We start from the raw sequence: 24,301 nt of genomic DNA, 5'->3' as shown, positions 1-24,301 counted from the left end.
ACTCGGTGAAGGGAACCGTGGGCGAGTTGGGGGAGTTCGGGCTCATCAGAGAGCTGACGTCCCGGCTCACCACCACTCCGGCGGTACGGCTCGGACCCGGCGACGACGCCGCGGTCGTGACGGCTCCCGACCGCAGGGTCGTGGCCAGCACGGACATCCTGCTGGAGGGGCGGCACTTCCGGCGCGACTGGTCGACGGCGTACGACGTCGGGCGCAAGGCCGCCGCACAGAACCTCGCCGACATCGCCGCGATGGGAGCCGTGCCGACCGCACTGCTCCTCGGCCTGGTCGTGCCCGCCGAACTCCCGGTCACCTGGGCCGGGGAGCTGATGGACGGCATCCGCGACGAGTGCCAGGTCGCGGGGGCGGCCGTGGTCGGCGGCGATGTGGTGCGGGGGGACACCATCACCGTCGCGATCACCGCGCTCGGCGATCTGCGCAACCACGAACCCGTCACCAGGGCGGGTGCCCAGCCCGGCGACGTCGTCGCGGTCACCGGCTGGCTCGGCTGGTCCGCCGCCGGGTACGCCGTGCTCTCCCGGGGCTTCCGCTCGCCCCGCGCCTTCGTCGAGGCCCACCGGCGGCCCGAACCGCCGTACCACGCGGGCCCCGCGGCCGCCGGGCTCGGTGCCACCGCGATGACCGACGTCAGCGACGGGCTCGTCGCGGACCTCGGGCACATCGCCGAGGCCAGCAAGGTCCGCATCGACCTGCGGTCCGGGCTGATCGACATCCCCTCCCAGATGTCCGACATCGGGCAGGCCGTCGGCGTGGACCCGCTCCAGTGGGTGCTGACCGGGGGCGAGGACCACGCGATCGTCGCGACGTTCCCGCCGGACGTGAAGCTGCCGGCCCGCTGGAAGGTGATCGGCGAGGTCCTCAACCCCTCGGCGCTGCCGCAGGTGACGGTGGACGGGGCGCCCTGGACCAGCAAGAGCGGCTGGGACCACTTCGGCGACATCGAGGACGCCCAGTAGATTGCGGCGTATGCCGATACCTGCTGCCGTACCTCCCCGTGTGCTCACCGTCGCCGGATCCGACTCCGGCGGCGGTGCGGGCATCCAGGCCGATCTGAAGACGATGCTGGCGCTCGGTGCGCACGGCATGAGCGTGCTCACCGCGGTCACCGCGCAGAACTCCCTGGGCGTCCAGGGCGCCTGGGAGCTGCCCGCCGAGGCCGTGCGCGCCCAGTACCGCAGCGTCGTGGACGACATCGGGGTCAGCGCGGTCAAGACCGGCATGCTGTCGTCCGCCCTGCTCGTCGAGACCGTCGCCGGGCTCCTCGCCGGGACGGACGCGCCCGCCGTCGTCGACCCGGTCGGCGTCTCCAAGCACGGGGACCCGCTGCTGGCCGCCGAGGCGCTCGACTCGGTCCGTACGAAGCTGCTGCCCGTGGCGACCGTGGCGACCCCGAACCTCGACGAAGTGGCGCAGCTCACGGGCATCACCGTCACCGACGAGGCCGGCATGCGCCGCGCCGCGGCCGAACTGCTGGGGTACGGGCCCCGCTGGGTGGTGATCAAGGGCGGGCACCTGCCGGGCGAGCCCGTGGACCTGCTCACCGACGGCAGCGAGGAGCACTGGCTGCGCGCCCCCCGTCACGACAACCGGCACACCCACGGCACGGGCTGCACCCTCGCCTCCGCCATCGCCTGCGGTCTGGCCCGGGGCGAGGACGTGCCGACGGCGGTCCGGGCCGCGAAGGCGTACGTCACCGGGGCGATCGCGGCGGGCTTCCCGCTGGGCACGGGCATCGGCCCGGTCGACCACGGGTGGCGGCTGCGGGACGCCGGCTGAGGCCCGGCCCGCACGGGCCCGGCAAAGGCCGGCGGGCACAGCAAAAAGCCGGTCCACCGAGGTGGACCGGCTTTTTGGGCAACCGGTAGGGCTGCGCTACGACGGGAACGTCAGCGCGCGACCTTGCCGGCCTTGATGCACGAGGTGCAGACGTTGAGCCGCTTCGGCGTCCGCCCGACCACGGCACGCACGCGCTGGATGTTGGGATTCCAGCGACGGGACGTACGGCGGTGCGAGTGCGAAATGCTGTTGCCGAAGCTCGGCCCCTTGCCGCAAACGTCGCAGTTGGCAGCCACGGGTCACTCCAAAACTTCAGATGCACTTACAGTGAATTCCGGCACGCCGGATTCATTGACTGAAGTGGCGGTACCGGGGGAATGTCCCGACTCTCGTCGGGCAACCGAAGCAGCATACAACGGCTGCGTCGGAGATACGAAACTACCATGGGTCGCACAGCCCCTCGCCCCGCCCCTGAGCCCGCCCGGCCCGACGGCCGGGGGCTACCCTGCGGTGCGGCCGGCCGCACCGGTCCGTATCCCGACCCGTGTTCCGCTCCGTGTTCCGCTCCGTGTTCCGCTCCGTGTTCCGATCCGTTTTCCGAGGAGGACCGACAGGTGCCGCAGACCGCCGACGCACCGGACGCCGTCGCGGTGCGCACCTGGTGCTCACTGGCCCTGGACGCGCTCGGCCGGGAGCGCGAGGCGATCGACGCCATCAACGTGTATCCCGTCGCCGACGGGGACACCGGGACGAACCTCTATCTGACCGTGGAATCCGCGGCGGCGGCCGTCGAGGCGGTGTTCGCCGCCCATGAGACCGGCACATCGGTGCCCACCACGGCGGACGCGGTACGGGCCATGGCCCACGGGGCGCTCATCGGGGCGCGCGGCAACTCCGGCACCATCCTGGCGCAGCTGCTGCGCGGCATGGCCGGGGTGCTGGCCGAATCGGCGGGCCCGGACCGGCTGGCCCTCGCGCTGGAGCGGGCCGCCGCCTCCGCCCGCGAGGCGGTCGCCCACCCCGTCGAGGGCACGGTCCTGACGGTGGCCGCCGAGGCCGCCGCCGCAGCCCGGCGCACGCAGCCCGGCGCGAGCGCGGGCGCGGTGGCGCGAGCGGCGTACGAGGGGGCGCGCACCGCTCTGGAAGCGACCCCCGGACAGCTCGCCGTCCTCGGCAGGGCCGGGGTGGTCGACGCCGGCGGACGGGGACTCGTGGCGGTGCTCGGAGCGCTGGTCCAGGCGGTCTCGGGCCGGGCCCCGGAGCGGCCGTACGAGGCCCCCGCACCGGCCGCCGCCTTCCTCGCCGGGGCCGACGCGGGGGACTGCCCGGCGGAGGCCGGCCCCGAGGGCGGCCCGGCCTTCGAGGTCATCTACCTGCTGGAGGCCCGCGACGAGGCCGTGGAACGGCTGCGGACCCGGCTGGACGGTCTCGGCGACTCCCTGGTGGTCGTGGGCGGCGACGGCCTGTGGAACGTCCATGTGCACGTGGACGACGCGGGGGCCGCCGTGGAGGCCGGGGTCGAGGCCGGACGGCCGTACCGCATCCGGATCACCCACTTCGCCGCCGACCGGCTGCACGCCCGCCCCGAACCCGCCCAGCGCGCGGTCGTGGTGGTCGTCCCGGGCGACGGGCTGGCCGGGCTGTGCGCCCAGGCCGGTGCGACGACGGTGCTCGCGCGGCCCGGGGAGCCGCCGGCCAGCGGTGAACTCGTGGACGCGATCCGCCGGGCGCACGCCCGCGAGGTGGTCCTCCTGCCCAACGACGGAGAGCTGCGGCACACCGCCGCGGCCGCCGCGGAACAGGCCAGGACCGAGGGTGTCCGGGTCGCCCTGATCCCGACCCGGGCCGCCGTCCAGGGCATCGCGGCCCTGGCCGTCCACGAACCGGACCGCAGCTTCGACGAGGACGTGGTCGCGATGACCGCGGCGGCCGGCGCGACCCGCTACGCCGAACTCGCCGTCGCCGAACGGCAGTCCTGGACCATGGCGGGCATCTGCCAGGCCGGCGACATCCTCGGCCTGATCGACGGCGATGTGGCCGTCATCGGCGAGGACGTCCCCGGCACGGCCCGCAAGGTGCTGGACCGGATGCTCGCGGCGGGCGGCGAACTGGTCACCCTGGTCCTCGGCGAGGACGTCCCCGACACCCTGGCCGACGCCCTGGAGGAACACGTCCGCGAGGGCTACCTGGCGGTCGACACGACGGTCTACCGGGGCGGCCACCAGTGCGCGCCCCTGCTGATCGGGGTGGAGTAGCGGCACCTGCGTGGGGTCCGGCCCGTCCGGCGACCGAGGACAAGTCGGCACGCCGGACGCCCCGGCGCTACGCGTCCGTGCCCGCCGCCCTCGCCACGTACGCCCGCACCGACTCCACCTCCGCCCGCCGCGCGTCCACCGTCTCGTCCGTGCCCGCCGCCACCCCGTCGTACGCGGCGAGCACCCCCGCCACCCGCCCCAGCGCGGCGTCACCGCGTCCCAGGTCCGCCTCCAGCCAGGCGGCCATCAGTTCGGCCGCCGTGCGCTGGCCGAGCAGTTCGGGGCCCGCCTCGCGGAACGCCGCCGACGCCCGGCCGACGTACCCGAGCGCCTCCTCGTACGCCAGCCGCGCGGGATCGTCCGCCGCCTCACCCGGCTCGCCCTCGCAGGCGCGCGCGACCAGTTCGGCGGTCTGGCGCCAGGTGTCGGCCAGCTCCGCCAGCATCTTCGGCCCCGCCGCCTCGCACTCGCGTTCCGCCTCGGCCATCAGCGCCCGGGCCGCACCGATCCCCGGCTGCCCCTCGCGGACCGCGATCCAGGCCCGCACCCGCAGCGTCCGCACCAGCGCCGCGACATCGCCCAGCTCCCGCCACAGCTCCCCGGCCCGGGCGTAGGCCTGCTCCGCCTCCGGGTTCAGCTCGGCCCGGTAGAGCGCCTGACCGGCGAGATGCGCGAGCATCGCGTGGTCCTGCTGCTCGGGCCAGCCGCGCGCGATGTCCGCCGCCCGCAGCCAGTGCTCCGCCGCCGGCCGGGGCTCCTCCAGCGAGGACAGCGCGTCGCCCAGCCACCACAGCGTCTGGACGACCATGCCGTCCCCGTGGTCCTCGGCCGAGAGGTCGGGCAGGACGGCCTCCAGCACCGCCGCCGCCTCCGCCGCCCGGCCCAGCCGGAGCAGCCAGCCGCCGAGCTGATGGCGGGCATGGGCGCCCAGGAAGGTGCCCTCGCCCGCCTCGTCCGCCCAGTGCGAGGCGTCCAGGGCCTGTTCCGTCGCCTCGGCGAACCGGCCGGTGGCGCCGAGCACTTCGGCGAGCTGGAGATGCAGCCGGGCCCGCCCGGACGCGCCCACGAACGACTCACCGTGCTCCAGCGCGGCCCGCGCGGCCCGTTCCGCCGTCGTGTGGTCGCCGAGCCGCGCCGCGATCCGCGCCCTCTTGGCGTCGTACTCGACCGCGCACCACGGCAGCCCCGCCTCCGTCACCCCGGCGGAGGCCCGCGCATACAGCTCGGCGGCGGCCGGCCCGTCACCCCGGTAGGCCGCGACGTCCCCGAGGAAGTGGTGCGCCTCCGCGATCCGGGTGACGACCCCGGCCCTGTCCCGCAGCGGCTCGCTGAACGCCAGCACCTCGCGCGCGCCCTCCTCGAGCGCGGTGAGCGCGGCCTCCAGCGCCTCCTCGTCCCCCGCCTCGTGCAGCCGCTGCTGGAGGACCCGGGCCCGGCCGGCCAGGACCCCGCTCGCCTGCCGCGCCGTGGCCTCGCCCCGGGCGTGCAGCTCCAGCACCCGGGCCACCAGCGGCGCGATCTCCTCCAGCGCTCCGTCCGCACCCCCGTCGGCCAGCGCATGCGCATAGGCGCACCGGGCCGCCGCGGCGACGGCCTCACCCGGATCGCCCGCCTCCGCGTACAGCCCGGCCGCCGCGGCGAACGCCTGCGCGGCCTCGGCGGGCGGCAGCGAACCGGCCATCGCCCGGTGGTCCTCCAGGCTCGCCCGGTCACCGGGCACGAGGACGGCCCCGTCCGCCTCGGCCCGCTCGGCGGCGGCCAGCCACGCGGCCCCCGCCTCCGGGCGCAGGGCATCCGACAGCCGGCGCGCCTCGGCCAGCAGCCCGGCCAGATCCGGGGCGTCGGCCGCCGGGGGACGCACGGGGGCCGGGGGCGCCGCCGGGGCAGACGGGCGCACGGCCCGTACCCCCAGCGGCAGCCGCTCCAGCAGCGGGACGCGCGCCATGCGCTCCCGTATCTCCTGCCCCACATAGCCGTTGCCGTTGCGCGCGTCGAACCGGGCTCCCAGGGCGAGCGCCTGGGCCCGGGCCTCGACGGCCAGCGACGCGGCGGTCCACTCGGTGCCCGCCGGGCCCGGCACCCGCTGCCCGCCGTGCCCCAGCGCGGTCAGCCGGTCCATCAGCAGCGCGGTGACGGCCAGGAAGCCCATCAGGCTGCCCGGATTCCCGCTGTCGGTGAAGTACGCCGGGCGCTCCGCGAGGATCTCGAGCCCCCGGGCCTCGTTGCCGGTCAGCGCGCAGAACTCGATGTGCAGCGCCACCGAGTAGCGCATGCTCTCCATCGGCCTCACCAGCCGGTACCCGCGCAGATGATGCGCGCGCGCCTGCTCCGGGCGCCCCGTCCGCAGCAGCGGCAGCAGCGAGGAGGCCAGCACGGCATGCGGCTCGTGCGCGCAGACGTGCTCGCCCTCCAGCACCGGTGCCCAGGTCTCCAGCGCCTGCTCGTCCAGCCCGCGCTGCACCTGCCAGCCGCCCTGCTCGTGCAGCTCGCAGGCGTGGCAGTTGGCCATCAGGTCCCGCTCGGCGGCCTGCCAGGCGGTGTACGCCCGGTCGCCCCGCTCCAGGTCGCCCAGATGCCGGGCGATCTCCAGCTCGCCCTGGCGCACGGCCCGCTCGGAGTGGCCCGCCAGCCGGTAGCGGTGCTCCATCTCGGCCTGCCACTTCTCGATGGAGGCGAGCGGGATGTGCGGCTGGTCGACCATGGAGCTGGAGACCCACTTGAACATCCAGAACAGATGGTGGGTCATGAAACGGTCGAAGTCGCCCGGCCGTTCGTCCCACAGCCGCAGCAGCCGCGCGAAGGGGACGAACATCTTGTCCTTCTCGGAGCTGTAGTTGTAGACCTGCAGCTGATGGACGAGCGCCTCGACCACCAGCGCGGCGTCCCCGCTCGCCTCCGCCTCGCCCAGCAGCCGCTCGGCGCGGGCGTTGCGCGCGGGCCCCTCCGGCTCCTCCATGTTGTTCTGCAGGGCCTGGCGGATCGTCGTGGCGTCGGCGCTCATCGGCCGTCCTCCTCGGGGTTCACGGGCGGCTGCCCCGGTACGGCGGGCGGTGCGGCCCACTCCAGCAGGCCCAGGAACGCCCGGTTCAGCAGCGCCGAGTCGGCCGGCCGCAGCGGCCGCTGCGCCATCAGCAGCGCCTGCCCGTACAGCGCCTCCGTCGCGGTCACCGCGAGCTCCGGGCTCCGCAGTGCGCCGATCCGGCGGATCAGCGGGTTGAGATGGTTCAGGACGAGCCGGGCGCGCGGCGCACTGCCGCGCAGCGAGCCCAGAATGCCCGCCCACAGGTCGTCCGCCCGCTCCTCGGCCTCCGCCCTGGCCTGCTCATGGCGGGCCGAGCGGTCGTCCAGGTGCAGCGCGGGCACCGTCAGCGGATGGAAGGCGCGCAGCACCACATCGCAGCCCAGCGGGTCCAGCCGGGCGCGCGCCGCCGCGAGGAACGCCCCGAGCGCCAGCTCCTCGCCCGGCTCCACGGCGTCCAGGTGCGCGGTGACCGTGTCGGCGTCCAGCTCCGCCACCACCGCCCCCGGCCGCGCCACCGGAAGCCGCTCGACCAGCTCGGTGTCGTAGGTGTAGCCGCCGTTGACCACCCCGATGCCCTGCGCGGAGGCGATCGGCGCGACCTGCCGGAACTCCTCCACGCTCCGAGTGAAGTGCACCACCGGGTGGCGCCGGGCGAACTCCTCCAGCGACAGCCGCCCGTCCGTCGTCTCGAACGGCAGCCACGGCAGCATCGTGCGCAGCATGGCGTCGTCGTGCCGGGCGAGCGACTTCACTCCCAGGTGGTGCACGGCGAGGAACCGCTCCAGCCGCTCCGGATCGCCCGCCGCCAGCCCCGTGAGCCAGTCCCTGATCCGCTCGCCCAGCGCGTCCCGTACGGCCGCCAGCGTCTCGTCCGCGTACAGCGCCTCGCGCGAGGCGGTCGGCCGCAGGCTGTCCGTGTCGATGACGCACCGCACGAAGAACGCCCAGTCCGGCAGCAGTTCGTCGGCCCGGTCCGTCAGCAGCATGCCCTTGAGATGGACCCGGTGGCCCGCGCGCTGCGCCGGACTGACGGCGGACGGCAGGACATGGGCGACCCCGCGGATCCCGGCGAGCGGCAGATCCAGATCGATGGTGTCCAGGGGGGTGAAGCCGAACTGCTCGTGGCAGTGGCGGGCCAGCGCGACCCGCCGCGCGGCCGGACTGGGGTGGGCCCGGTCCCACGGCGCCGGCAGATCGGTGACGGCCGCCCCGCCGACCCGGATGTCGTACGGCAGCAGCGAGCCGAAGTCCCGGGCCAGCGCGAGCACCCGCTCCTCGTCCAGCCACTCCGCACTGCCCGGCCGGGCAGTGAGATGCACGGTGGTGCCGGGCTCCGGGCGCGCGCTGTCGGGGAGCGTACGGACGGTGTACGAACCGTCCGCCCGGGCGCTCCACTCCACCGGCGGCTCACCGGGCGTCCGCGCCGAGCGGCTCACCACCCGTATCCCGTCCGCGACGACGAAGCACGCCAGCAGCCCGATCCCGAACCGGCCGAGGAACCCGGCCCGCGCCGAGGCGATCTGCTCGGCGCCGTCCCGCTTGGAACTGGAGCCGATCGTGGCCAGCAGGCTGTGCACATCGGTCTCGGTCAGACCGATGCCGCTGTCCTCGATCCGCAGCCGCCCGTCCTCGGCGTACAGCCGGATCAGCGCGGGCGCGTCCGGCCGCTCGGCGCGCCGGGCGGTGACCGCGTCCACCGCGTTCTGCAGCAGCTCGCGCAGATAGACGCGGGGCGAGGAGTAGAGGTGATGGGAGAGGAGATCGACCAGCCCGCGCAGATCCACCTGGAAGGTGTGCGGCGCCTGGGCGGCGGAGGAATCGGGGTACGCGGAGTGCGCGGAGGTCTCAGATGTCATCGTCGCAGCGCCGGTGGGGGGACTTGCGACAGCGCGGGTCGGGCGATCCCTCGGGAGGCGATCGCGAACGAGAGGCGGAGGAGCCGATCCTAGGGTCGCGGCACGATTCTGACCAGGAGTTTCCGGGGCCCGGTGGCGCCCGCCGGACAACTGTCAGTGGTGTGGTGTGCAATGGATCGCGTGTCTGCGTTCGACGAACCCCTCAAGAAGCTGCTCGGTGGCGCCACCGCGAAGGTGATGGCCGAGCACCTCGACCTGCACACGGTCGGTGATCTGCTGCATCACTACCCGAGGCGGTACGAGGAGCGCGGCCGGCTCACGGCGCTCAGCGACCTCCCGCTCGACGAGCACGTGACCGTCGTCGCCCAGGTCGCTGACGCCCGCGTGATGATGTTCAACAACGGCCGGGGCAAGCGCCTCGAAGTGACCCTCACCGATGGCCACGGCCGGCTCCAGCTGGTCTTCTTCGGGCACGGCGTCCACAAGCCGCACAAGGAACTCCTGCCGGGCCGCCGCGCCATGTTCGCCGGCAAGGTCTCCGTCTTCAACCGCAAGATGCAGCTGGCCCACCCCACCTACCAGCTCCTGGACGCCGAGGCCGGCGACGAGGCGGCCGAGGCCGTGGACGCCTTCGCGGGCCGGCTGCTGCCGATCTACCCGGCCTGCAAGCAGCTCGACTCCTGGCGGATCGCCAAGGCGGTCGACGCCGTGCTGCCGAGCGCCCAGGAGGCCGTGGACCCGCTGCCGGCCGCCCTGCGCGAGGGCCGCGGCTTCACCTCGCTGCCCGAGGCCCTGCTCAAGATCCACCGCCCGCAGACCAAGGCCGACGTCGCGGCGGCCAGGGACCGGCTGAAGTGGGACGAGGCCTTCGTCCTCCAGGTCGCCCTGGCCCGCCGCAGGTACGCCGACACCCAGCTCCCGGCCGTCGCCCGCCGGCCGGCCCCCGACGGCCTGCTGGACGCCTTCGACGCCGAGCTCCCGTTCACCCTCACCGACGGCCAGCTCAAGGTCTCCAAGGAGATCTTCGACGACCTGGCCACCGAACACCCCATGCACCGGCTGCTCCAGGGCGAGGTGGGTTCCGGGAAAGCACAGCCGCTCGACTCGCTGGTTCTGACCCCCGAGGGCTACAAGCCCATGGGGAACGTCGTACGGGGCGACGAGGTAGTGGTGCCCACCGGCGAGGTAGCCGCGGTCGGCGGGGTCTTCCCTCAGGGCGAGAGGGATGTCTGGCGGCTTGTTCTGTCCGATGACACCGTGGTGGAAGCCGATGACGAGCATTTGTGGATCGTTGGGACCAGTTCTGCCTGGGCACGAGGGGACATGCCCAAGGTGATGACGACGCGCGAGATCAGGATGGACACATACAAGGCCGACGGGTCGCCCAAGTGGTATCTCCCCCCTGCCGCACCGGTCGATCTCACATCGGGGTCGGAACCGCCCCTCGACCCCTACGTTTTCGGAATGCTGCTCGGGGACGGCTCATTCCGCCACAACCTCCGTCTGTCCACGGCCGACGACGAGATCCTGAACGCGGCGCGATCCGCACTCGGACCTGACTGCGAGCTGGTGCCCGTGCCCGGCTCTACGTGTGACTACACGATCCGGATGACGGGACCGAGGGGTGGATCACAGAGGAACCCGGTCATCAGCGTGCTGCGCGCGCTGAAACTGTGGGGTTCCGCATCGCACCACAAATTCATCCCGCCCGTATTCAAGAACACGTCGATCAAGCATCGACTCGCTGTCCTGCAGGGGCTCATGGATACGGACGGGACCGTGGACGCTCAGGGGATGTGTGTCTCGTTCTGCTCGGCATCACGACAGCTGGCCGATGACGTGGCCTGGCTCGTTCGTTCACTGGGCGGGCGTGCCAGGGTGCAGCCGAAGCGGGCGGCATTCAGCGTGTCGATCGCCATGCCCGCCGAGTACGTGCCGTTTCGGCTTGCTCGCAAGGCATCTCGCATTCGGACCCGGCCGAAGTACAACACGTTCCGGCGTGGAATCCGCTCGGTCGAGTACGTCGGTCGCAAGCCGGTCCAGTGCATCAGTGTTGCGCACCCGAGCCGTGCCTACGTCACCGATCACTTCACGGTCACGCACAACACGATGGTCGCCCTGCGCGCCATGCTCGCCACCGTCGACGCCGGGGGCCAGGCCGCCATGCTCGCGCCCACCGAGGTCCTCGCCCAGCAGCACCACCGGTCGATCACGGAGATGATGGGGGAGCTGGCCGAGGGCGGCATGCTCGGTGGGTCCGAGCAGGGGACCAAGGTCGTCCTGCTCACCGGTTCCATGGGCACGGCGGGCCGTCGGCAGGCGCTGCTCGACCTGGTCACCGGCGAGGCCGGGATCGTCATCGGGACGCACGCGCTGATCGAGGACAAGGTCCGGTTCCACGATCTGGGCCTGGTCGTCGTCGACGAACAGCACCGCTTCGGGGTCGAGCAGCGCGACGCCCTGCGCTCCAAGGGCAAGCAGCCGCCGCATCTGCTCGTCATGACCGCCACCCCCATTCCCCGTACGGTCGCCATGACCGTCTTCGGCGACCTGGAGACCTCGGTCCTGGACCAGCTGCCGGCCGGCCGTTCGCCGATCGCCAGCCATGTCGTCCCCGCCAAGGACAAGCCCCACTTCCTCAGCCGCGCCTGGGAGCGGGTCCGGGAGGAGGTGGAGAGCGGCCACCAGGCGTACGTGGTCTGCCCCCGCATCGGCGACGAGGACGAGACCGCCGGGAAGAAGGCCAAGAAGGCAGCCGAGGAGGACGGCGACAAGCGGCCGCCGCTCGCCGTCCTGGAGATCGCCGGGCAGCTCACCGAGGGCCCGCTGAGCGGCCTGCGCGTCGAGGTGCTGCACGGCAGGATGCACCCCGATGACAAGGACGACGTGATGCGCCGCTTCGCCGCCGGCGAGGTCGACGTCCTGGTCGCCACCACCGTCATCGAGGTCGGGGTCAACGTCCCCAACGCCACCGCGATGGTGATCATGGACGCCGACCGCTTCGGCGTCTCCCAGCTCCACCAGCTGCGCGGCCGGGTCGGCCGGGGCTCGGCCCCCGGGCTCTGCCTGCTGGTCAGCGAGGCCCATGAGGCAAGCCCCGCCCGCGCCCGGCTCTCCGCCGTCGCCGCCACCCTGGACGGCTTCGAACTGTCCCGGATCGACCTCGAGCAGCGCCGCGAGGGCGATGTCCTCGGCCAGGCCCAGTCCGGCGTCCGCTCCTCGCTGCGGGTGCTGAGCGTCATCGACGACGAGGAGGTCATCGCCGCCGCCCGCGAGGAGGCCGTCGCCGTGGTGGCCGCCGACCCGGAGCTGGCGCACCTGCCCGAGCTGCGCACCGCCCTGGACGCGCTGCTCGACAAGGACCGCGAGGAGTACCTGGACAAGGGGTGAGGACGGGGGCGGCCGGGGCGCCCCGGCCGCCCCGACGCCATATCGTGGGAGGCACGGCGCCCGCAGCACCCTGCGCGCCGCCCCGACCCGAGGACCAGACACCCATGACCCGCGTGATCGCCGGCTCGGCCGGCGGACGCCGCCTGGCCGTCCCGCCCGGCACCGGCACCCGCCCCACCTCCGACCGCGCGCGCGAGGGCCTGTTCTCCACCTGGCAGGCGCTCCTCGGCACCCTCGACGGCATCCGGATCGCCGATCTCTACGCGGGCTCGGGAGCCGTCGGCCTCGAAGCGCTCTCCCGGGGAGCGGCCCACGCCCTGCTCGTGGAGGCCGACGCCAAGGCCGTCCGCACCGTCCGGGACAACGTCCGCACCCTGGGCCTGCCCGGCGCCGAGGTCCGTGCCGGCAAAGCGGAGCAGATCGTGACAGGACCGGCGCCCGATGAGCCGTACGACGTGGTCTTCCTGGACCCGCCCTACGCCGTCACCGACGACGATCTTGGCGAGATCCTGCTCACACTCCGTGCTCAGGGGTGGCTCACGGGCGATGCGCTCGTCACGGTGGAACGCAGCACCAGAGGCGGAGAATTCGGCTGGCCAGAAGGATTCGAGCCACTGCGGGCCCGTCGCTACGGCGAGGGAACGCTTTGGTACGGTCGCGCCGCCGCTCCGTGCGAAGACGCACGATGACCGGACCGGAGAGCGAGGGAATCAAGTTGCGCCGCGCCGTCTGCCCGGGGTCGTTCGACCCCATCACCAACGGACATCTCGACATCATCGGCCGAGCCTCCAAGCTCTACGACGTCGTCCATGTGGCGGTGATGATCAACCAGTCCAAGAAGGGCCTGTTCACGGTCGACGAGCGGATCGAGCTGATCCGCCAGGTCACCGCGGACTTCGGCAACGTCCAGGTCGAGTCGTTCCACGGCCTCCTGGTCGACTTCTGCAAGCAGCGCGACATCCCGGCGATCGTGAAGGGCCTGCGGGCCGTCAGCGACTTCGACTACGAGCTCCAGATGGCCCAGATGAACAACGGGCTCTCCGGCGTCGAAACGCTCTTCGTGCCGACCAACCCGACCTACAGTTTCCTGTCGTCCTCCCTGGTCAAGGAGGTGGCGACCTGGGGTGGCGACGTCTCGCACCTGCTGCCGCCAGTGGTCCACGAGGCCCTGACGGAACGCCTCGCTCAGCAGTGAGGCACTGACAGTCCGTCACCAGGTGTCGGGCGGGCGCCGACTGGCCGTACAGTCGTCCCGTCCGTCTCCAATCGGCAGTAGAGAGTGGCGAGCACACGGTGGACGTGCAGAAGAAGCTCGACGAGATCGTCGAAGCGGTCGGGAACGCCCGGTCCATGCCCATGTCGGCATCCTGCGTGGTCAACCGCGCCGAACTGCTCTCGATGCTCGAAGAGGTGCGCGAGGCCCTGCCCGGCTCGCTCGCCCAGGCCGCCGAGCTCATCGGCGGCCACGAGCAGCTGGTCGAACAGGCCCGCCAGGAGGCCGGGCGGATCATCGAGACCGCCCACGCCGAGCGCGGCTCGCTGATCTCCGACACCGAGATCGCCCGGCGCTCCCAGGCCGAGGCCGACCGGATCCTCGGGGAGGCCCGCAAGGAGGCCGACGAGATCCGCGCCGAGGCCGACGAGTACGTCGACAGCAAGCTCGCCAACTTCGAGGTCGTCCTCACCAAGACCATCGGCTCCGTCGACCGGGGCCGCGAGAAGCTCCTCGGCCGTGGCCAGGGCTACGACGAGCAGGGCTACGAGGACCCGGACTTCGCCGAGGCCCCCGAGCGCAGCGCCGACCCCGCCACGCTCCAGCGCCGGGCCGACGAGTACGTGGACACCAAGCTCGGCGCCTTCGAGGCGGTGCTCGCCAAGACCCTGGAGGCCGTCGGCCGGGGCCGGCAGAAGCTGCACGGCCGGGTCGCCACCGATGAGCTCGGCGCGCACATCGCGGCCCAGGACGCGGCGGGCAGCCAGGGGCACACCAGCGACGAGGACCACTGGGCCGGTCTGGCCGAGATCGCCACTCCGGAACCGCTCCAGATGCCCCAGCAGCAGACGGAGTCCCCCTACCCCGCGCAGAGCGAACCGCAGTACGCGCAGACGTACGCCTACCAGGACCAGCCGCACCAGGACGTCTACGGCTACCAGCAGCAGCCCGACCCGTACGCGGCCTACCAGCAGCAGGGCTACGACCAGGGCCAGGTCCAGGTCCAGGGACACGGCCAGGCGCAGATGCCGGCCCAGGGCTACGACGCCTGGCAGCAGCAGCCGCAGGCCCCGCAGCAGCCGCTCCCGCAGCACGGCGAGAGCGCCCTGGACGAGACCAGCCTGTTCGACACGAGCATGATCGACCTGGACCAGCTCCGCCGGTACGAACAGGAGCGCTGACCCGCTCCGGGGCGGCGGGGGCGGGCCCCCGGGGGTCCGTTCCGGGCCGGATTGGGAGCTGGGCGGTGTGTCCAGTATCCTGGTTCTTCGGTCGCGCGTATGTCCGCGATTCCGGCTGCCCGCTTCGGCTCCGAACCGGTCGGCCCCACCCCACCACGCGTGATGCGCATGATTTCGAAAGCAGGAAAAGCCCTGAACGGCAGCCTCGACCACCGCAACCCCCTCGTGTTCGATACGCACGAGCTGGGTCGGCGTCCTGGTGCCCTCAAGCGGCTGACCCGCTCGGTGGACGCTCCCAAGGATCTCGGTATCGACGGGGTCATCGGTGTGCCGGAAGGCGCACCCGTGGAGCTGGACGTCCGCCTCGAATCGGTCATGGAAGGTGTGCTTGTCACAGGCACCGCCCGTGCGACCGCCGAGGGGGAGTGCGTAAGGTGTCTGGAGCCGCTGAGCCTTGAGGTCGAGGCGGACTTCCAGGAAATGTTCTCGTACCCTGACGCCGATGACCGGAACCGCAGCAGGACCGCGGACCCGGTCGACGACGCCGAGGACGACGAGGACAGGTTCTTCCTCGAGGACGGCTTGTTCGACCTCGAGTCAGTGCTGCGTGATGCGGTGGTGCTCGCACTGCCGATGCAGCCGGTGTGCAAGGAGACCTGTGCCGGTCTGTGTTCCGAATGCGGAATCAGGCTGGACGAGAATCCCGGCCACCACCACGATGCCGTCGACATCCGTTGGGCGGCACTGCAAGGACTCGCCGAGACCGTTCAGGACGGCGAGAAGGACAACATGGGCGGCGCCGAACCTGGCGTCGACGAGAAGCAGGAGAAGTAGCCGTGGCTGTTCCGAAGCGGAAGATGTCGCGCAGCAACACGCGCCACCGCCGGTCGCAGTGGAAGGCTGCGGTCCCCACCCTGGTTTCGTGCGAGCGTTGCCAGGAGCCGAAGCTGCAGCACATCGCGTGCCCCAGCTGCGGCACGTACAACAAGCGCCAGGTCCTCGAGGTCTGAGCGGCTGGTGAGAGGCCCGATGTCTGAGTTGTCCCACGCCAAGAAGCAGGCAGACAACGTCAACACAGCCTCGTCCCACACGCTTCTGGAAGGGCGGCTCGGGTATCACCTCGAGTCCGCCCTTCTGGTGCGTGCGCTGACCCATCGTTCGTACGCGTACGAGAACGGCGGTCTGCCCACCAACGAGCGGCTCGAATTCCTCGGGGATTCGGTGCTCGGCCTGGTGGTCACGGACACGCTGTACCGCACCCACCCCGACCTGCCTGAAGGCCAGCTGGCCAAATTGCGGGCCGCGGTGGTCAACTCGCGTGCGCTTGCGGAAGTGGGCCGCGGCCTCGAACTCGGCTCCTTCATCCGGCTCGGCCGCGGTGAAGAGGGCACGGGTGGCCGGGACAAGGCGTCCATCCTCGCCGACACCCTTGAAGCGGTGATCGGTGCGGTCTATCTCGATCAGGGCCTCGACGCGGCATCGGAGCTGGTTCACCGGCTCTTCGACCCGCTGATCGACCGGTCCTCGAACCTCGGTGCCGGCCTGGACTGGAAGACCAGCCTCCAGGAGCTCACCGCGAGCGAGAGCCTCGGAGTCCCCGAGTACCTCGTCACGGAGACCGGCCCGGACCACGAGAAGACCTTTACTGCTGCTGCTCGCGTCGGTGGTGTCTCGTACGGCACCGGCACCGGCCGTAGCAAGAAGGAAGCGGAGCAGCAGGCGGCCGAGTCCGCCTGGCGCGAGATCAGCGCCGCCGCGGAGGCGCGGGAGGCAGCGGCCAAGGCCGCCGCCGACGGAGGGGCCGCCGACACCCCTGCCGACCCGTCGTCGTCCACGGACGTCGCTCCGGCCTGAACCCCGAGAACCCCTCGGTGCCCTGTGCACCGGGGGGTTCTCTCTGCCCTGACACCGATGCCGTACCCACACATCCAGGAGCCGCACCGTGCCCGAACTGCCCGAGGTCGAAGTCGTCCGGCGCGGTCTCGAGCGCTGGGTCGCCGGCCGTACGGTCGGCGAGGCCGAGGTCCTGCACCCGAGGGCCGTGCGCCGCCATCTCGCGGGCGGCAAGGACTTCTCGGCCCGGCTCGCAGGCGCCCGGTTCGGGACGGCGATGCGCCGCGGCAAGTATCTGTGGGTGCCGCTCGACGAGGCGGCCGGCTCGATGCTCGGCCATCTCGGTATGAGCGGTCAGCTGCTCGTACAGCCCGAGGGCGCGGCGGACGAGAAGCATCTGCGGATCAGGATCCGCTTCGACGACTCCGTCGGCACCGAGCTGCGCTTCGTCGACCAGCGCACCTTCGGCGGGCTCTCCCTGCACGAGAACACCCCCGACGGGCTGCCCGACGTCATCGCGCACATCGCCCGCGACCCGCTGGACCCGGCCTTCGACGACGCCGCGTTCCACACCGCGCTGCGCCTGCGCCGTACGACGGTCAAGCGCGCCCTGCTCGACCAGTCGCTGATCAGTGGCGTCGGCAACATCTACGCGGACGAGGCGCTCTGGCGCGCCCGGCTGCACTACGACCGGCCGACCGCGACCCTGACCCGCCCCAAGTCCGCCGAGCTGCTGGGCCATGTCCGCGCGGTGATGAACGCGGCGCTGGCGCAGGGCGGCACGAGCTTCGACAGCCTCTATGTGAACGTCAACGGGGAGTCGGGCTACTTCGACCGGTCGCTGGACGCCTACGGGCGCGAGGACGAGCCCTGCCACCGCTGCGGCACCCCGATGCGGCGGCGCCCCTGGATGAACCGGTCCAGCTACTTCTGCCCGCGCTGCCAGCGGCCGCCCAGGCCCTAGCTGGTCTCCGCAGGGGCCGGATGCGCCGCGTCGTAGCGCTCGCGGGCGGCGAGGACCTCGGACATCCGGCCCTCCACGAGGTGGATCAGGCCGAGCAGCCGTTCGGCGACCTCGCGGCCGAGCGGGGTGAGCTCGTAGTCGACGCGGGGCGGATTGACGGGCTGGGCCTCGCGGTGGACCAGCCCGTCACGCTCCAGCGCGTGGAGCGTCTGCGAGAGCATCTTCTCGCTGACCCCGTCGACCCGGCGGCGCAGGGCGTTGAAGCGGAGGCTGCCCTCGTACAGGGCGCCGAGCGTCAGGCTGCCCCAGCGGCCGGTGGCGTGCTCCAGCGTGCCGCGCGAGGGGCACCGCCGGGAGAACACGTCGAAGGCCAGCTCCGCGAACTCCTCCTGACAGGGGCGCGATGCGCCGGTCTCGTCCATGAAAACAGCGTACGCCCGCACAGCGCTTTCCCTGAGAGAGCGTGTGGGGCGTACGCGACGGGCGCGGGACCGTCGGCTCAGAAGCCGAAGTCCTGGGTCCACCAGGGGCCGCCGGCGCCGAAGTGGACGCCGACGCCGAGGGTCTTGTAGTCGCAGTTGAGAATGTTTGCACGGTGGCCGTCGCTGTTCATCCAGGCGTCCATCACGGCCTGTGCGTCGGCCTGCCCGCGGGCGATGTTCTCCCCGCCGAGGCCCGAGACGCCGGCCGCGTCGGCCCGGTCCCAGGGGGTCTTGCCGTCGGGGTCCGTGTGGTCGAAGAAGCCGCGCGCCGCCATGTCGTCGCTGAAGTTCTGGGCGAGCGAGGCCAGCGAGGAGCTCGCCGTCACGGGGCTGCAGCCGACCTTGGCGCGCTCCTGGTTGACCAGGGCCAGCACGGCGGCCTGGGCCGAGGTGTCGGCGGGCGGCTTGCTGGTCTTGCGCGGGGCCGGGACGGAGGCCGAGGTGGAGGGCTTGGGCGCGGCCGAGGTCGAGGGCGCGGCCGGTGCCGAGCTCTTCGCGGCCTCGGTGGCGGGGGCCTTCGACGACGGGGTCCTCGCCGACGGGGACTTCGAGGCGCCGGTCCGCTTCTTGGCTGCCGCCGACTTCGAGGGCGAGGCGGTCTTCGAGGGTGAGGCGGAGGGCGACCCGGTCCTGGGGGAGCCCGACTTCGTGGGGCCCTCGGCGCGGTCGGTGCCTCGGCCGGCCGCGGCCGACGCGGAGGCGCGGTCGGCGGGCGCGGTGGTGGAGCCGCCCTGGGTCAGCAGGTCCGGGGCCCCGTCCGCGCGCACCTGGTCGGCGGCAGGACCGCCGCCCACGTGGTAGCTGTCGCCGCCGGGCAGCAGACCGGAGGCGACGGCGACGGCTCCGACGGCCATGGCCGCGGAGACGCCGAGCAGTCCCGTGCGCAGGGGTATGCCGGACCGCTTCCTGCGGCGCCCGCTCCGGTGCTGGCCCGCGGCCCCGTCCGTGAACTCTTCGGCGGCGGGAGCTGCGGCGCCGCGTCGATGGCGTCCCATCTGCTGTGCCCTTCTGACGACCTGGACGCCGTTTTCGGCGCCGCCTTTGCTCACCCGATCGAGTGAAGCTTTTGCGAGGGGACTGTAGCCCATGGCCCATCGGCGAGAAGTGCTCCGCGAGCAATTGGCCGGTTAGCGTTCGGGCATGAACGAAGATGTACGGCTCACCGCTTGGGTACGCGGCCGAGTACAGCAAGTAGGGTTCCGCTGGTTCACCAGGGCAAATGCTTTGGAGATCGGTGGCCTCACCGGATTCGCCCTCAATCTCGACGACGGCAGAGTGCAGGTCGTGGCCGAGGGCCGGCGTGACAATTGCCACCGTCTGCTGGATTGGCTCCGCTCGGACGACACACCCGGCCGCGTTGACGGAGTCACTGAGATCTGGGACACGCCGCGGGGCGGATACGACGGATTCGCGATCCGCTGATCCGGCTTTCCTACGGAGGAGTAACACGGCCCGTGTTCGGACGGTGTTCGAGGTGCGTCGCGGGGTGACGGCGGAGGGCGACATCTCCCGTACACATGAAATGACCTGCGGAATGACCCGGTGGTTGCCAAGATCCGGCCGACGTGCCAGGCTGCGGCGGTAAGGATGATCCACGCGCCCCCGAGGGCCCCGCTGGAGAGTCGCGCCGCATGATCGTCAAGCCGCGCGCCCCCGGGACGCCCGCCTCTACGGGGTGTGATCGTGTTGACCGTCAAACTTTTTGGTGAGACGCTGAAAACCCCGCGCACCTTAGCTGTTCGGCAGAGCTGTTTGGCAGCAGAACAGCAGTGAACACAGAGCACTGCCGAACACCGCGGGTGCGATTCCCTCACGACCCACACCGCATCGGTCGGTCACTCAGTGTGGAGGACCATCCATCATGGCAAAGGCGCTTCTCGGTTACGTCGGCGGTTCCGACCCGCGACTCCTCGCCGAGATGCGACGGCTTCAGCAGCGCGTCCAGGATCTTGAGTCCGAGCTCGTACGGATTCAGGACGAGAACGACGCGCTCAACGCCGCCGCTCAGCACCAAGAGTCGCTGCTCGACAGCATCGACATCGACGTACCTCAGGCGGAGCCCGCGCTGACCTGACCCATGGCCCTCAGGGGCCGGTCGGGCTGCACGCGTCAGCCGCACGGGAACATCGCCGGATCGTCACCGGATCATTGAAGATCAATCGCTGTTGATCTGCTTCTCGACTGCCTTGTCACTGATCCGGGCACGCGCGTCCTCATGGGGACGCGTGATCCGTCGACGCAGCATTGCACAAGATTTGCAAGGGACGCTTCGGCGTCCCTTCTTTCTTTTCCCCTCCGGCCTGCGCCGGTCCCGCCCCCGGACGTACACCCCTTCCCTTACCGTCTGATGTGCCCTGCACTTTCAGCAGCGAAACCGAGAGCGAAAGGTAGAGTCCGGCGGCGTGCACCTCAAGGCCCTGACCCTGCGTGGTTTCAAATCGTTCGCCTCCGCCACGACCCTGCGGTTCGAACCGGGGATCACCTGCGTGGTCGGTCCCAATGGGTCGGGCAAGTCCAATGTGGTGGACGCGCTCTCCTGGGTCATGGGGGAGCAGGGGGCCAAATCCCTGCGTGGCGGCAAGATGGAGGACGTGATCTTCGCCGGGACCACCGGGCGGCCGCCGCTCGGCCGGGCCGAGGTGTCGCTGACCATCGACAATTCCGACGGCGCGCTGCCCATCGAGTACGCCGAAGTCACAATCACCCGGATCATGTTCCGCAACGGCGGCAGCGAATACCAGATCAACGGGGACACCTGCCGGCTGCTGGACATCCAGGAACTGCTGTCGGACTCCGGGATCGGCCGCGAGATGCACGTCATCGTCGGCCAGGGCCAGCTGGACTCCGTCCTGCACGCCGATCCGATGGGACGCCGCGCGTTCATCGAGGAGGCCGCGGGTGTCCTCAAGCACCGCAAGCGCAAGGAGAAGGCGCTGCGGAAGCTGGACGCGATGGGGGCGAACCTGGCCCGGGTGCAGGACCTCACCGACGAACTGCGGCGGCAGCTCAAGCCGCTGGGCCGGCAGGCGGCCGTGGCCCGCCGGGCCGCCGTCATCCAGGCCGATCTGCGCGACGCCCGGCTGCGCCTGCTGGCCGACGACCTGGTGCGCCTGCGCACCGCGCTGCGCAGCGAGATCGCCGACGAGGCCGCGCTCAAGCAGCGCCGGGAGGCGGCCGAGGCCGAACTGAAGGCCGCCCTCGCGCGCGAGGCCGAACTGGAGGACGAGGTGCGGCGGCTGACCCCGCGCCTCCAGCGGGCCCAGCAGACCTGGTACGAGCTGTCGCAGCTCGCCGAGCGGGTACGCGGCACGGTCTCGCTGGCCGACGCCCGGGTGAAGAGCGCCACCGCACCGCCCGAGGAGGAGCGCCGGGGCCGCGACCCGGAGGACATGGAGCGCGAGGCGGCCCGGATCCGTGAGCAGGAGGCGGAACTGACCGCGGCCCTGGAGGCGGCGGAGCACGCGCTGGAGGACACCGCGGCCCACCGCGCCGAGCTGGAGCGCGCGTTGGTGGCGGAGGAGCGCCGGCTCAAGGACGCGGCCCGCGCCCTGGCCGACCGCCGCGAAGGGCTCGCCCGGTTGCACGGCCAGGTCAACGCGGCGCGCAGCCGGGCCGGTTCGGCACAGTCGGAGATCGACCGGCTGGCCGCCTCCCGTGACGCGGCTCAGGAGCGGGCGGTCGCGGCCCAGGAGGAGTACGAGCAGCTGAAGGCCGAGGTCGACGGGCTCGACGCGGGGGACACGGAGCTCGGCGAACAGCACGAGGCGGCCAGGGCCGAGCTGAAGGAGGCGGAGCGCGCGCTCTCCGCGGCCCGGGAGGAGGCCACCGCCGCCGAACGCGAGCGCGCGGCGGTCTCGGCCCGCCATGACGCCCTGGCCCTCGGGCTGCGGCGCAAGGACGGGACCGGGGTGCTGCTCGGGGCGAAGGACCGGCTCGCGGGGCTGCTCGGGCCCGCCGCCGAACTGCTCACGGTCGCCCCGGGGCACGAGATCGCGGTGGCGGCGGCGCTGGGCGCGGCGGCGGACGCCGTCGCGGTGACGGACCCGGCGACGGCGGCCGAGGCCATCCGGCTGCTGCGCAAGCAGGACGCGGGCCGGGCGGCGCTGCTGCTCGGCGCCGGCCCGGCGGATGCGGATGCCGCCGGCACCGTCTCCCTGGACCACGTGCCGGGCCAGAGCCCCGAGCCGCACCCCGCGCCCCGTACCGGCGTCGCCCAGGTCCCGGGCCAGGGCACGGAGCCGGCGCACGCCGACGGGTCCGCAACGGGCGGTGCGGCGACGGACGGGGGCGCCCCCGCCGTGCCAGGACCCGGATCGCTCACCTCCTCAGTGGCCTCCGCCGAGCCCGCGTCCGTACTGGCTCCGGCCGGTCCGGACACCGGTCCGGACACCGGTCAGGGGCCGGACGCGGCCGCCGTCGCCGGGCTCGTCAGTGGTCCCGCCGGGCTCGTGGCCGCCGTGCGCCGGCTGGTCCGGGACATGGTCGTCGTCGGGACGCTGGAGGACGCCGAGGATCTGGTGGCCGCCCGTCCGGAGCTGACCGCGGTGACCGCCGATGGCGATGTGCTGTCGGCCCACTTCGCGCACGGCGGCTCGGCCGGGGCGCCCAGCCTGCTGGAGGTCCGGGCATCCGTGGACGAGGCCGCCGCCGAGCTGGACGAACTGGCCGTGCGGTGCACGCGGCTGGCCGAGGCCCAGCGGCTCGCGGCCGAACGGCGCGGCGCCTGCGCGGCCCTGGTCGAGGAGCTGGGGGAGCGCCGCAGGGCCGCCGAGCGGGAGAAGTCCGGGGTGGCCCAGCAGCTGGGACGGCTGGCCGGCCAGGCCCGGGGCGCGGCGGGCGAGGCCGAGCGGATGGCCGCGTCCGCCACCCGCGCCCAGGAGGCCCTGGAGCGCGCCACCGAGGAGGTCGAGGAGCTGGCCGAGCGGCTGCTCGTCGCCGAGGAGGCGGCGGGGGACGGCATGGACGAGGAGCCGGACACCGCCGTGCGCGACCGGCTCTCCGCCGACGGTGCCAACGCCCGCCAGACCGAGATGGAGGCCCGCCTGCAGGTCCGTACGCACGAGGAGCGCGTCAAGGCGCTCGCCGGGCGCGCCGACTCCCTGGACCGGGGCGCCCGCGCCGAACGCGAGGCACGGGCCCGGGCGGAGCAGCGCCGCGCCCGGCTGCGCCGCGAGGCCGAGGTGGCCTCCGCCGTCGCCGCCGGGGCCCGTCAGCTGCTCGCCCACGTCGAGGTGTCCGTCGTACGGGCGGAACAGGAACGGGCACTCGCCGAGGCGTCGAAGGCGGAGCGCGAGCGCGAGCTGGCGGCCGAGCGGAACCGGGGGCGCGATCTCAAGGGCGAGCTCGACAAGCTGACGGACTCGGTCCACCGCGGCGAGGTCCTCGGCGCGGAGAAGCGGCTGCGGATAGAGCAGATCGAGACGAAGGCCCTGGAGGAGCTGGGCGTGGAGCCGGCCGGGCTGACGGCGGAGTACGGCCCCGACCAGCTGGTGCCGCCGTCCCCGGCCGCCGAGGGCGAGGAGCTGCCGGAGGATCCGGAGCACCCGCGCAACCTCCCGAAGCCGTTCGTCAGGGCCGAGCAGGAGAAGCGGCTGAAGTCGGCCGAACGGGCGTATCAGCAACTCGGGAAGGTGAATCCGCTCGCTCTGGAGGAGTTCTCGGCGCTGGAGGAACGGCACAAGTTCCTCTCCGAGCAGCTGGAGGACCTGAAGAAGACCCGGGCCGATCTGATGCAGGTCATCAAGGAGGTCGACGAGCGGGTCGAGCAGGTCTTCACCGAGGCCTACCGGGACACCGCCCGCGAGTTCGAGGGCGTCTTCTCGCGCCTCTTCCCGGGGGGCGACGGGCGGCTGATCCTGACCGATCCGGACAACATGCTGACCACCGGTGTGGACGTCGAGGCGCGCCCGCCGGGCAAGAAGGTCAAGCGGCTCTCCCTGCTGTCCGGCGGGGAAAGGTCGCTCACGGCCGTGGCGTTGCTGGTCTCGATCTTCAAGGCCCGGCCCAGTCCGTTCTATGTGATGGACGAGGTCGAGGCGGCGCTCGACGACACCAATCTGCAGCGGCTGATCCGGATCATGGAGGAGCTCCAGGAGAGCTCGCAGCTCATCGTGATCACGCACCAGAAGCGGACGATGGAGGTCGCCGACGCGCTGTACGGCGTCTCGATGCAGGGTGACGGGGTCTCCAAGGTCATCAGCCAGCGCCTCCGCTGAGCCTCGACCAAATCTTCAAGACTTCAACGTGCCTTTTGAGTGCACCTGGGTGGATCTCGCTCTGTTACGGGTGTGCACCCCGGTATTAACTTC

Annotated in this window: 19 protein-coding genes; 14 read left to right on the top strand and 5 right to left on the bottom strand. The window is 72.3% G+C overall.

The annotated features are described in order from the left end of the window. Positions 1–5 precede the first annotated feature (5 nt). Together RLT58_RS09845 and thiD are read left to right on the top strand one after the other, a co-directional pair. Entirely contained in the window at positions 6–977 is a 972-nt protein-coding gene (locus RLT58_RS09845) for a thiamine-phosphate kinase (RefSeq protein WP_311310021.1), read from the top strand. Positions 978–987: 10 nt separating this feature from the next. Further along, entirely contained in the window at positions 988–1,797 is an 810-nt protein-coding gene (thiD, locus tag RLT58_RS09840) for a bifunctional hydroxymethylpyrimidine kinase/phosphomethylpyrimidine kinase (protein ID WP_311310020.1), read from the top strand. Positions 1,798–1,907: 110 nt separating this feature from the next. Here thiD and rpmB read toward each other — a convergent pair whose 3' ends face one another. Then, positions 1,908–2,093, bottom strand: coding sequence for a 50S ribosomal protein L28 (gene rpmB, locus RLT58_RS09835; protein ID WP_003965989.1), 186 nt, complete (start codon positions 2,091–2,093; stop codon positions 1,908–1,910). A 318-nt stretch (positions 2,094–2,411) separates the two neighbouring features. Between rpmB and RLT58_RS09830 the strand changes: the two genes are divergently transcribed. Then, the gene (locus tag RLT58_RS09830; RefSeq protein ID WP_311310019.1) at positions 2,412–4,052 is read left to right on the top strand and encodes a fatty acid kinase ATP-binding subunit FakA; all 1,641 of its coding nucleotides are present in this window, start codon (positions 2,412–2,414) and stop codon (positions 4,050–4,052) included. 67 nt (positions 4,053–4,119) lie between these two features. Here RLT58_RS09830 and RLT58_RS09825 read toward each other — a convergent pair whose 3' ends face one another. Then, entirely contained in the window at positions 4,120–7,053 is a 2,934-nt protein-coding gene (locus RLT58_RS09825; protein WP_311310018.1) for a tetratricopeptide repeat protein, read from the bottom strand. Next, the gene (locus RLT58_RS09820; protein WP_311310017.1) at positions 7,050–8,930 is read right to left on the bottom strand and encodes an HSP90 family protein; all 1,881 of its coding nucleotides are present in this window, start codon (positions 8,928–8,930) and stop codon (positions 7,050–7,052) included. The genes RLT58_RS09825 and RLT58_RS09820 overlap by 4 nt, the downstream gene beginning before the upstream one ends. A gap of 171 nt (positions 8,931–9,101) precedes the next feature. Here RLT58_RS09820 and RLT58_RS09815 point away from each other — a divergent pair, with 171 nt between their 5' ends. The 8 genes from RLT58_RS09815 to mutM all read left to right on the top strand — a co-directional run bounded on the left by RLT58_RS09815 (position 9,102) and on the right by mutM (position 17,511). Beyond that, complete coding sequence (locus tag RLT58_RS09815; protein WP_311310016.1) at positions 9,102–12,320, top strand: helicase-related protein; 3,219 nt, start codon at positions 9,102–9,104, stop codon at positions 12,318–12,320. A gap of 104 nt (positions 12,321–12,424) precedes the next feature. Then, entirely contained in the window at positions 12,425–13,009 is a 585-nt protein-coding gene (rsmD, locus tag RLT58_RS09810; RefSeq protein ID WP_311310015.1) for a 16S rRNA (guanine(966)-N(2))-methyltransferase RsmD, read from the top strand. Between the two features lie 26 nt (positions 13,010–13,035). Continuing rightward, a complete protein-coding gene (gene coaD, locus RLT58_RS09805) occupies positions 13,036–13,515 on the top strand; it encodes a pantetheine-phosphate adenylyltransferase (protein ID WP_311314459.1) in 480 nt (159 codons plus the stop codon). Between the two features lie 98 nt (positions 13,516–13,613). Further along, entirely contained in the window at positions 13,614–14,714 is a 1,101-nt protein-coding gene (locus tag RLT58_RS09800; RefSeq protein WP_311310014.1) for an ATP synthase subunit B family protein, read from the top strand. Positions 14,715–14,882: 168 nt separating this feature from the next. After that, positions 14,883–15,548 carry a YceD family protein gene (locus RLT58_RS09795; RefSeq protein WP_311314458.1) on the top strand — a complete coding sequence of 222 codons (666 nt, stop codon included), beginning with the start codon at positions 14,883–14,885 and terminating at the stop codon, positions 15,546–15,548. A gap of 2 nt (positions 15,549–15,550) precedes the next feature. Further along, complete coding sequence (gene rpmF / locus RLT58_RS09790; RefSeq protein WP_003965982.1) at positions 15,551–15,724, top strand: 50S ribosomal protein L32; 174 nt, start codon at positions 15,551–15,553, stop codon at positions 15,722–15,724. A gap of 19 nt (positions 15,725–15,743) precedes the next feature. Then, positions 15,744–16,568, top strand: a complete 825-nt coding sequence (gene rnc / locus RLT58_RS09785) for a ribonuclease III (RefSeq protein WP_311310013.1) — start codon at positions 15,744–15,746, stop codon at positions 16,566–16,568. A gap of 88 nt (positions 16,569–16,656) precedes the next feature. Next, positions 16,657–17,511: a bifunctional DNA-formamidopyrimidine glycosylase/DNA-(apurinic or apyrimidinic site) lyase gene (mutM, locus tag RLT58_RS09780; RefSeq protein ID WP_311310012.1), complete on the top strand. Its 855-nt coding sequence runs from the start codon at positions 16,657–16,659 to the stop codon at positions 17,509–17,511. On the opposite strand, the gene RLT58_RS09775 is transcribed toward mutM, so the two are convergent. Both RLT58_RS09775 and RLT58_RS09770 read right to left on the bottom strand, forming a co-directional pair. After that, positions 17,508–17,933, bottom strand: a complete 426-nt coding sequence (locus RLT58_RS09775) for a winged helix-turn-helix transcriptional regulator (protein WP_311310011.1) — start codon at positions 17,931–17,933, stop codon at positions 17,508–17,510. The two genes, mutM and RLT58_RS09775, sit on opposite strands and share 4 nt — an antisense overlap. Before the next feature lie 77 nt (positions 17,934–18,010). Then, on the bottom strand, positions 18,011–18,988 hold the full coding sequence (locus tag RLT58_RS09770; RefSeq protein ID WP_311310010.1) for a CAP domain-containing protein: 978 nt from the start codon (positions 18,986–18,988) through the stop codon (positions 18,011–18,013). A 145-nt stretch (positions 18,989–19,133) separates the two neighbouring features. Here RLT58_RS09770 and RLT58_RS09765 point away from each other — a divergent pair, with 145 nt between their 5' ends. From RLT58_RS09765 to RLT58_RS09755, 3 genes are all read left to right on the top strand, one after another. After that, complete coding sequence (locus tag RLT58_RS09765; RefSeq protein ID WP_311310009.1) at positions 19,134–19,415, top strand: acylphosphatase; 282 nt, start codon at positions 19,134–19,136, stop codon at positions 19,413–19,415. A 439-nt stretch (positions 19,416–19,854) separates the two neighbouring features. Beyond that, positions 19,855–20,067 (top strand): hypothetical protein, encoded by a 213-nt coding sequence (locus RLT58_RS09760; protein WP_018551753.1) that lies wholly within the window; start codon positions 19,855–19,857, stop codon positions 20,065–20,067. Between the two features lie 328 nt (positions 20,068–20,395). Beyond that, positions 20,396–24,208 carry an AAA family ATPase gene (locus RLT58_RS09755; RefSeq protein ID WP_311310008.1) on the top strand — a complete coding sequence of 1,271 codons (3,813 nt, stop codon included), beginning with the start codon at positions 20,396–20,398 and terminating at the stop codon, positions 24,206–24,208. Positions 24,209–24,301 lie beyond the last annotated feature (93 nt).

It is taken from the genome of Streptomyces sp. ITFR-16, from assembly GCF_031844705.1.
GTDB lineage: Bacteria > Actinomycetota > Actinomycetes > Streptomycetales > Streptomycetaceae > Streptomyces.
This window is presented reverse-complemented; position numbering and strand designations above follow the sequence as displayed.

What these genes read in the sequence shown, in the direction of transcription:
- RLT58_RS09815 (WP_311310016.1), top strand. Translation starts at nt 9,102, where the DNA reads ATGGATCGCGTGTCTGCGTTCGACGAACCCCTCAAGAAGCTGCTCGGT.
- thiD (WP_311310020.1), top strand. Translation starts at nt 988, where the DNA reads ATGCCGATACCTGCTGCCGTACCTCCCCGTGTGCTCACCGTCGCCGGA.
- rnc (WP_311310013.1), top strand. Translation starts at nt 15,744, where the DNA reads ATGTCTGAGTTGTCCCACGCCAAGAAGCAGGCAGACAACGTCAACACA.
- RLT58_RS09770 (WP_311310010.1), bottom strand. Translation starts at nt 18,988, where the DNA reads ATGGGACGCCATCGACGCGGCGCCGCAGCTCCCGCCGCCGAAGAGTTC.
- RLT58_RS09795 (WP_311314458.1), top strand. Translation starts at nt 14,883, where the DNA reads ATGATTTCGAAAGCAGGAAAAGCCCTGAACGGCAGCCTCGACCACCGC.
- RLT58_RS09775 (WP_311310011.1), bottom strand. Translation starts at nt 17,933, where the DNA reads ATGGACGAGACCGGCGCATCGCGCCCCTGTCAGGAGGAGTTCGCGGAG.
- RLT58_RS09765 (WP_311310009.1), top strand. Translation starts at nt 19,134, where the DNA reads ATGAACGAAGATGTACGGCTCACCGCTTGGGTACGCGGCCGAGTACAG.
- RLT58_RS09760 (WP_018551753.1), top strand. Translation starts at nt 19,855, where the DNA reads ATGGCAAAGGCGCTTCTCGGTTACGTCGGCGGTTCCGACCCGCGACTC.
- RLT58_RS09825 (WP_311310018.1), bottom strand. Translation starts at nt 7,053, where the DNA reads ATGAGCGCCGACGCCACGACGATCCGCCAGGCCCTGCAGAACAACATG.
- rsmD (WP_311310015.1), top strand. Translation starts at nt 12,425, where the DNA reads ATGACCCGCGTGATCGCCGGCTCGGCCGGCGGACGCCGCCTGGCCGTC.
- RLT58_RS09820 (WP_311310017.1), bottom strand. Translation starts at nt 8,930, where the DNA reads ATGACATCTGAGACCTCCGCGCACTCCGCGTACCCCGATTCCTCCGCC.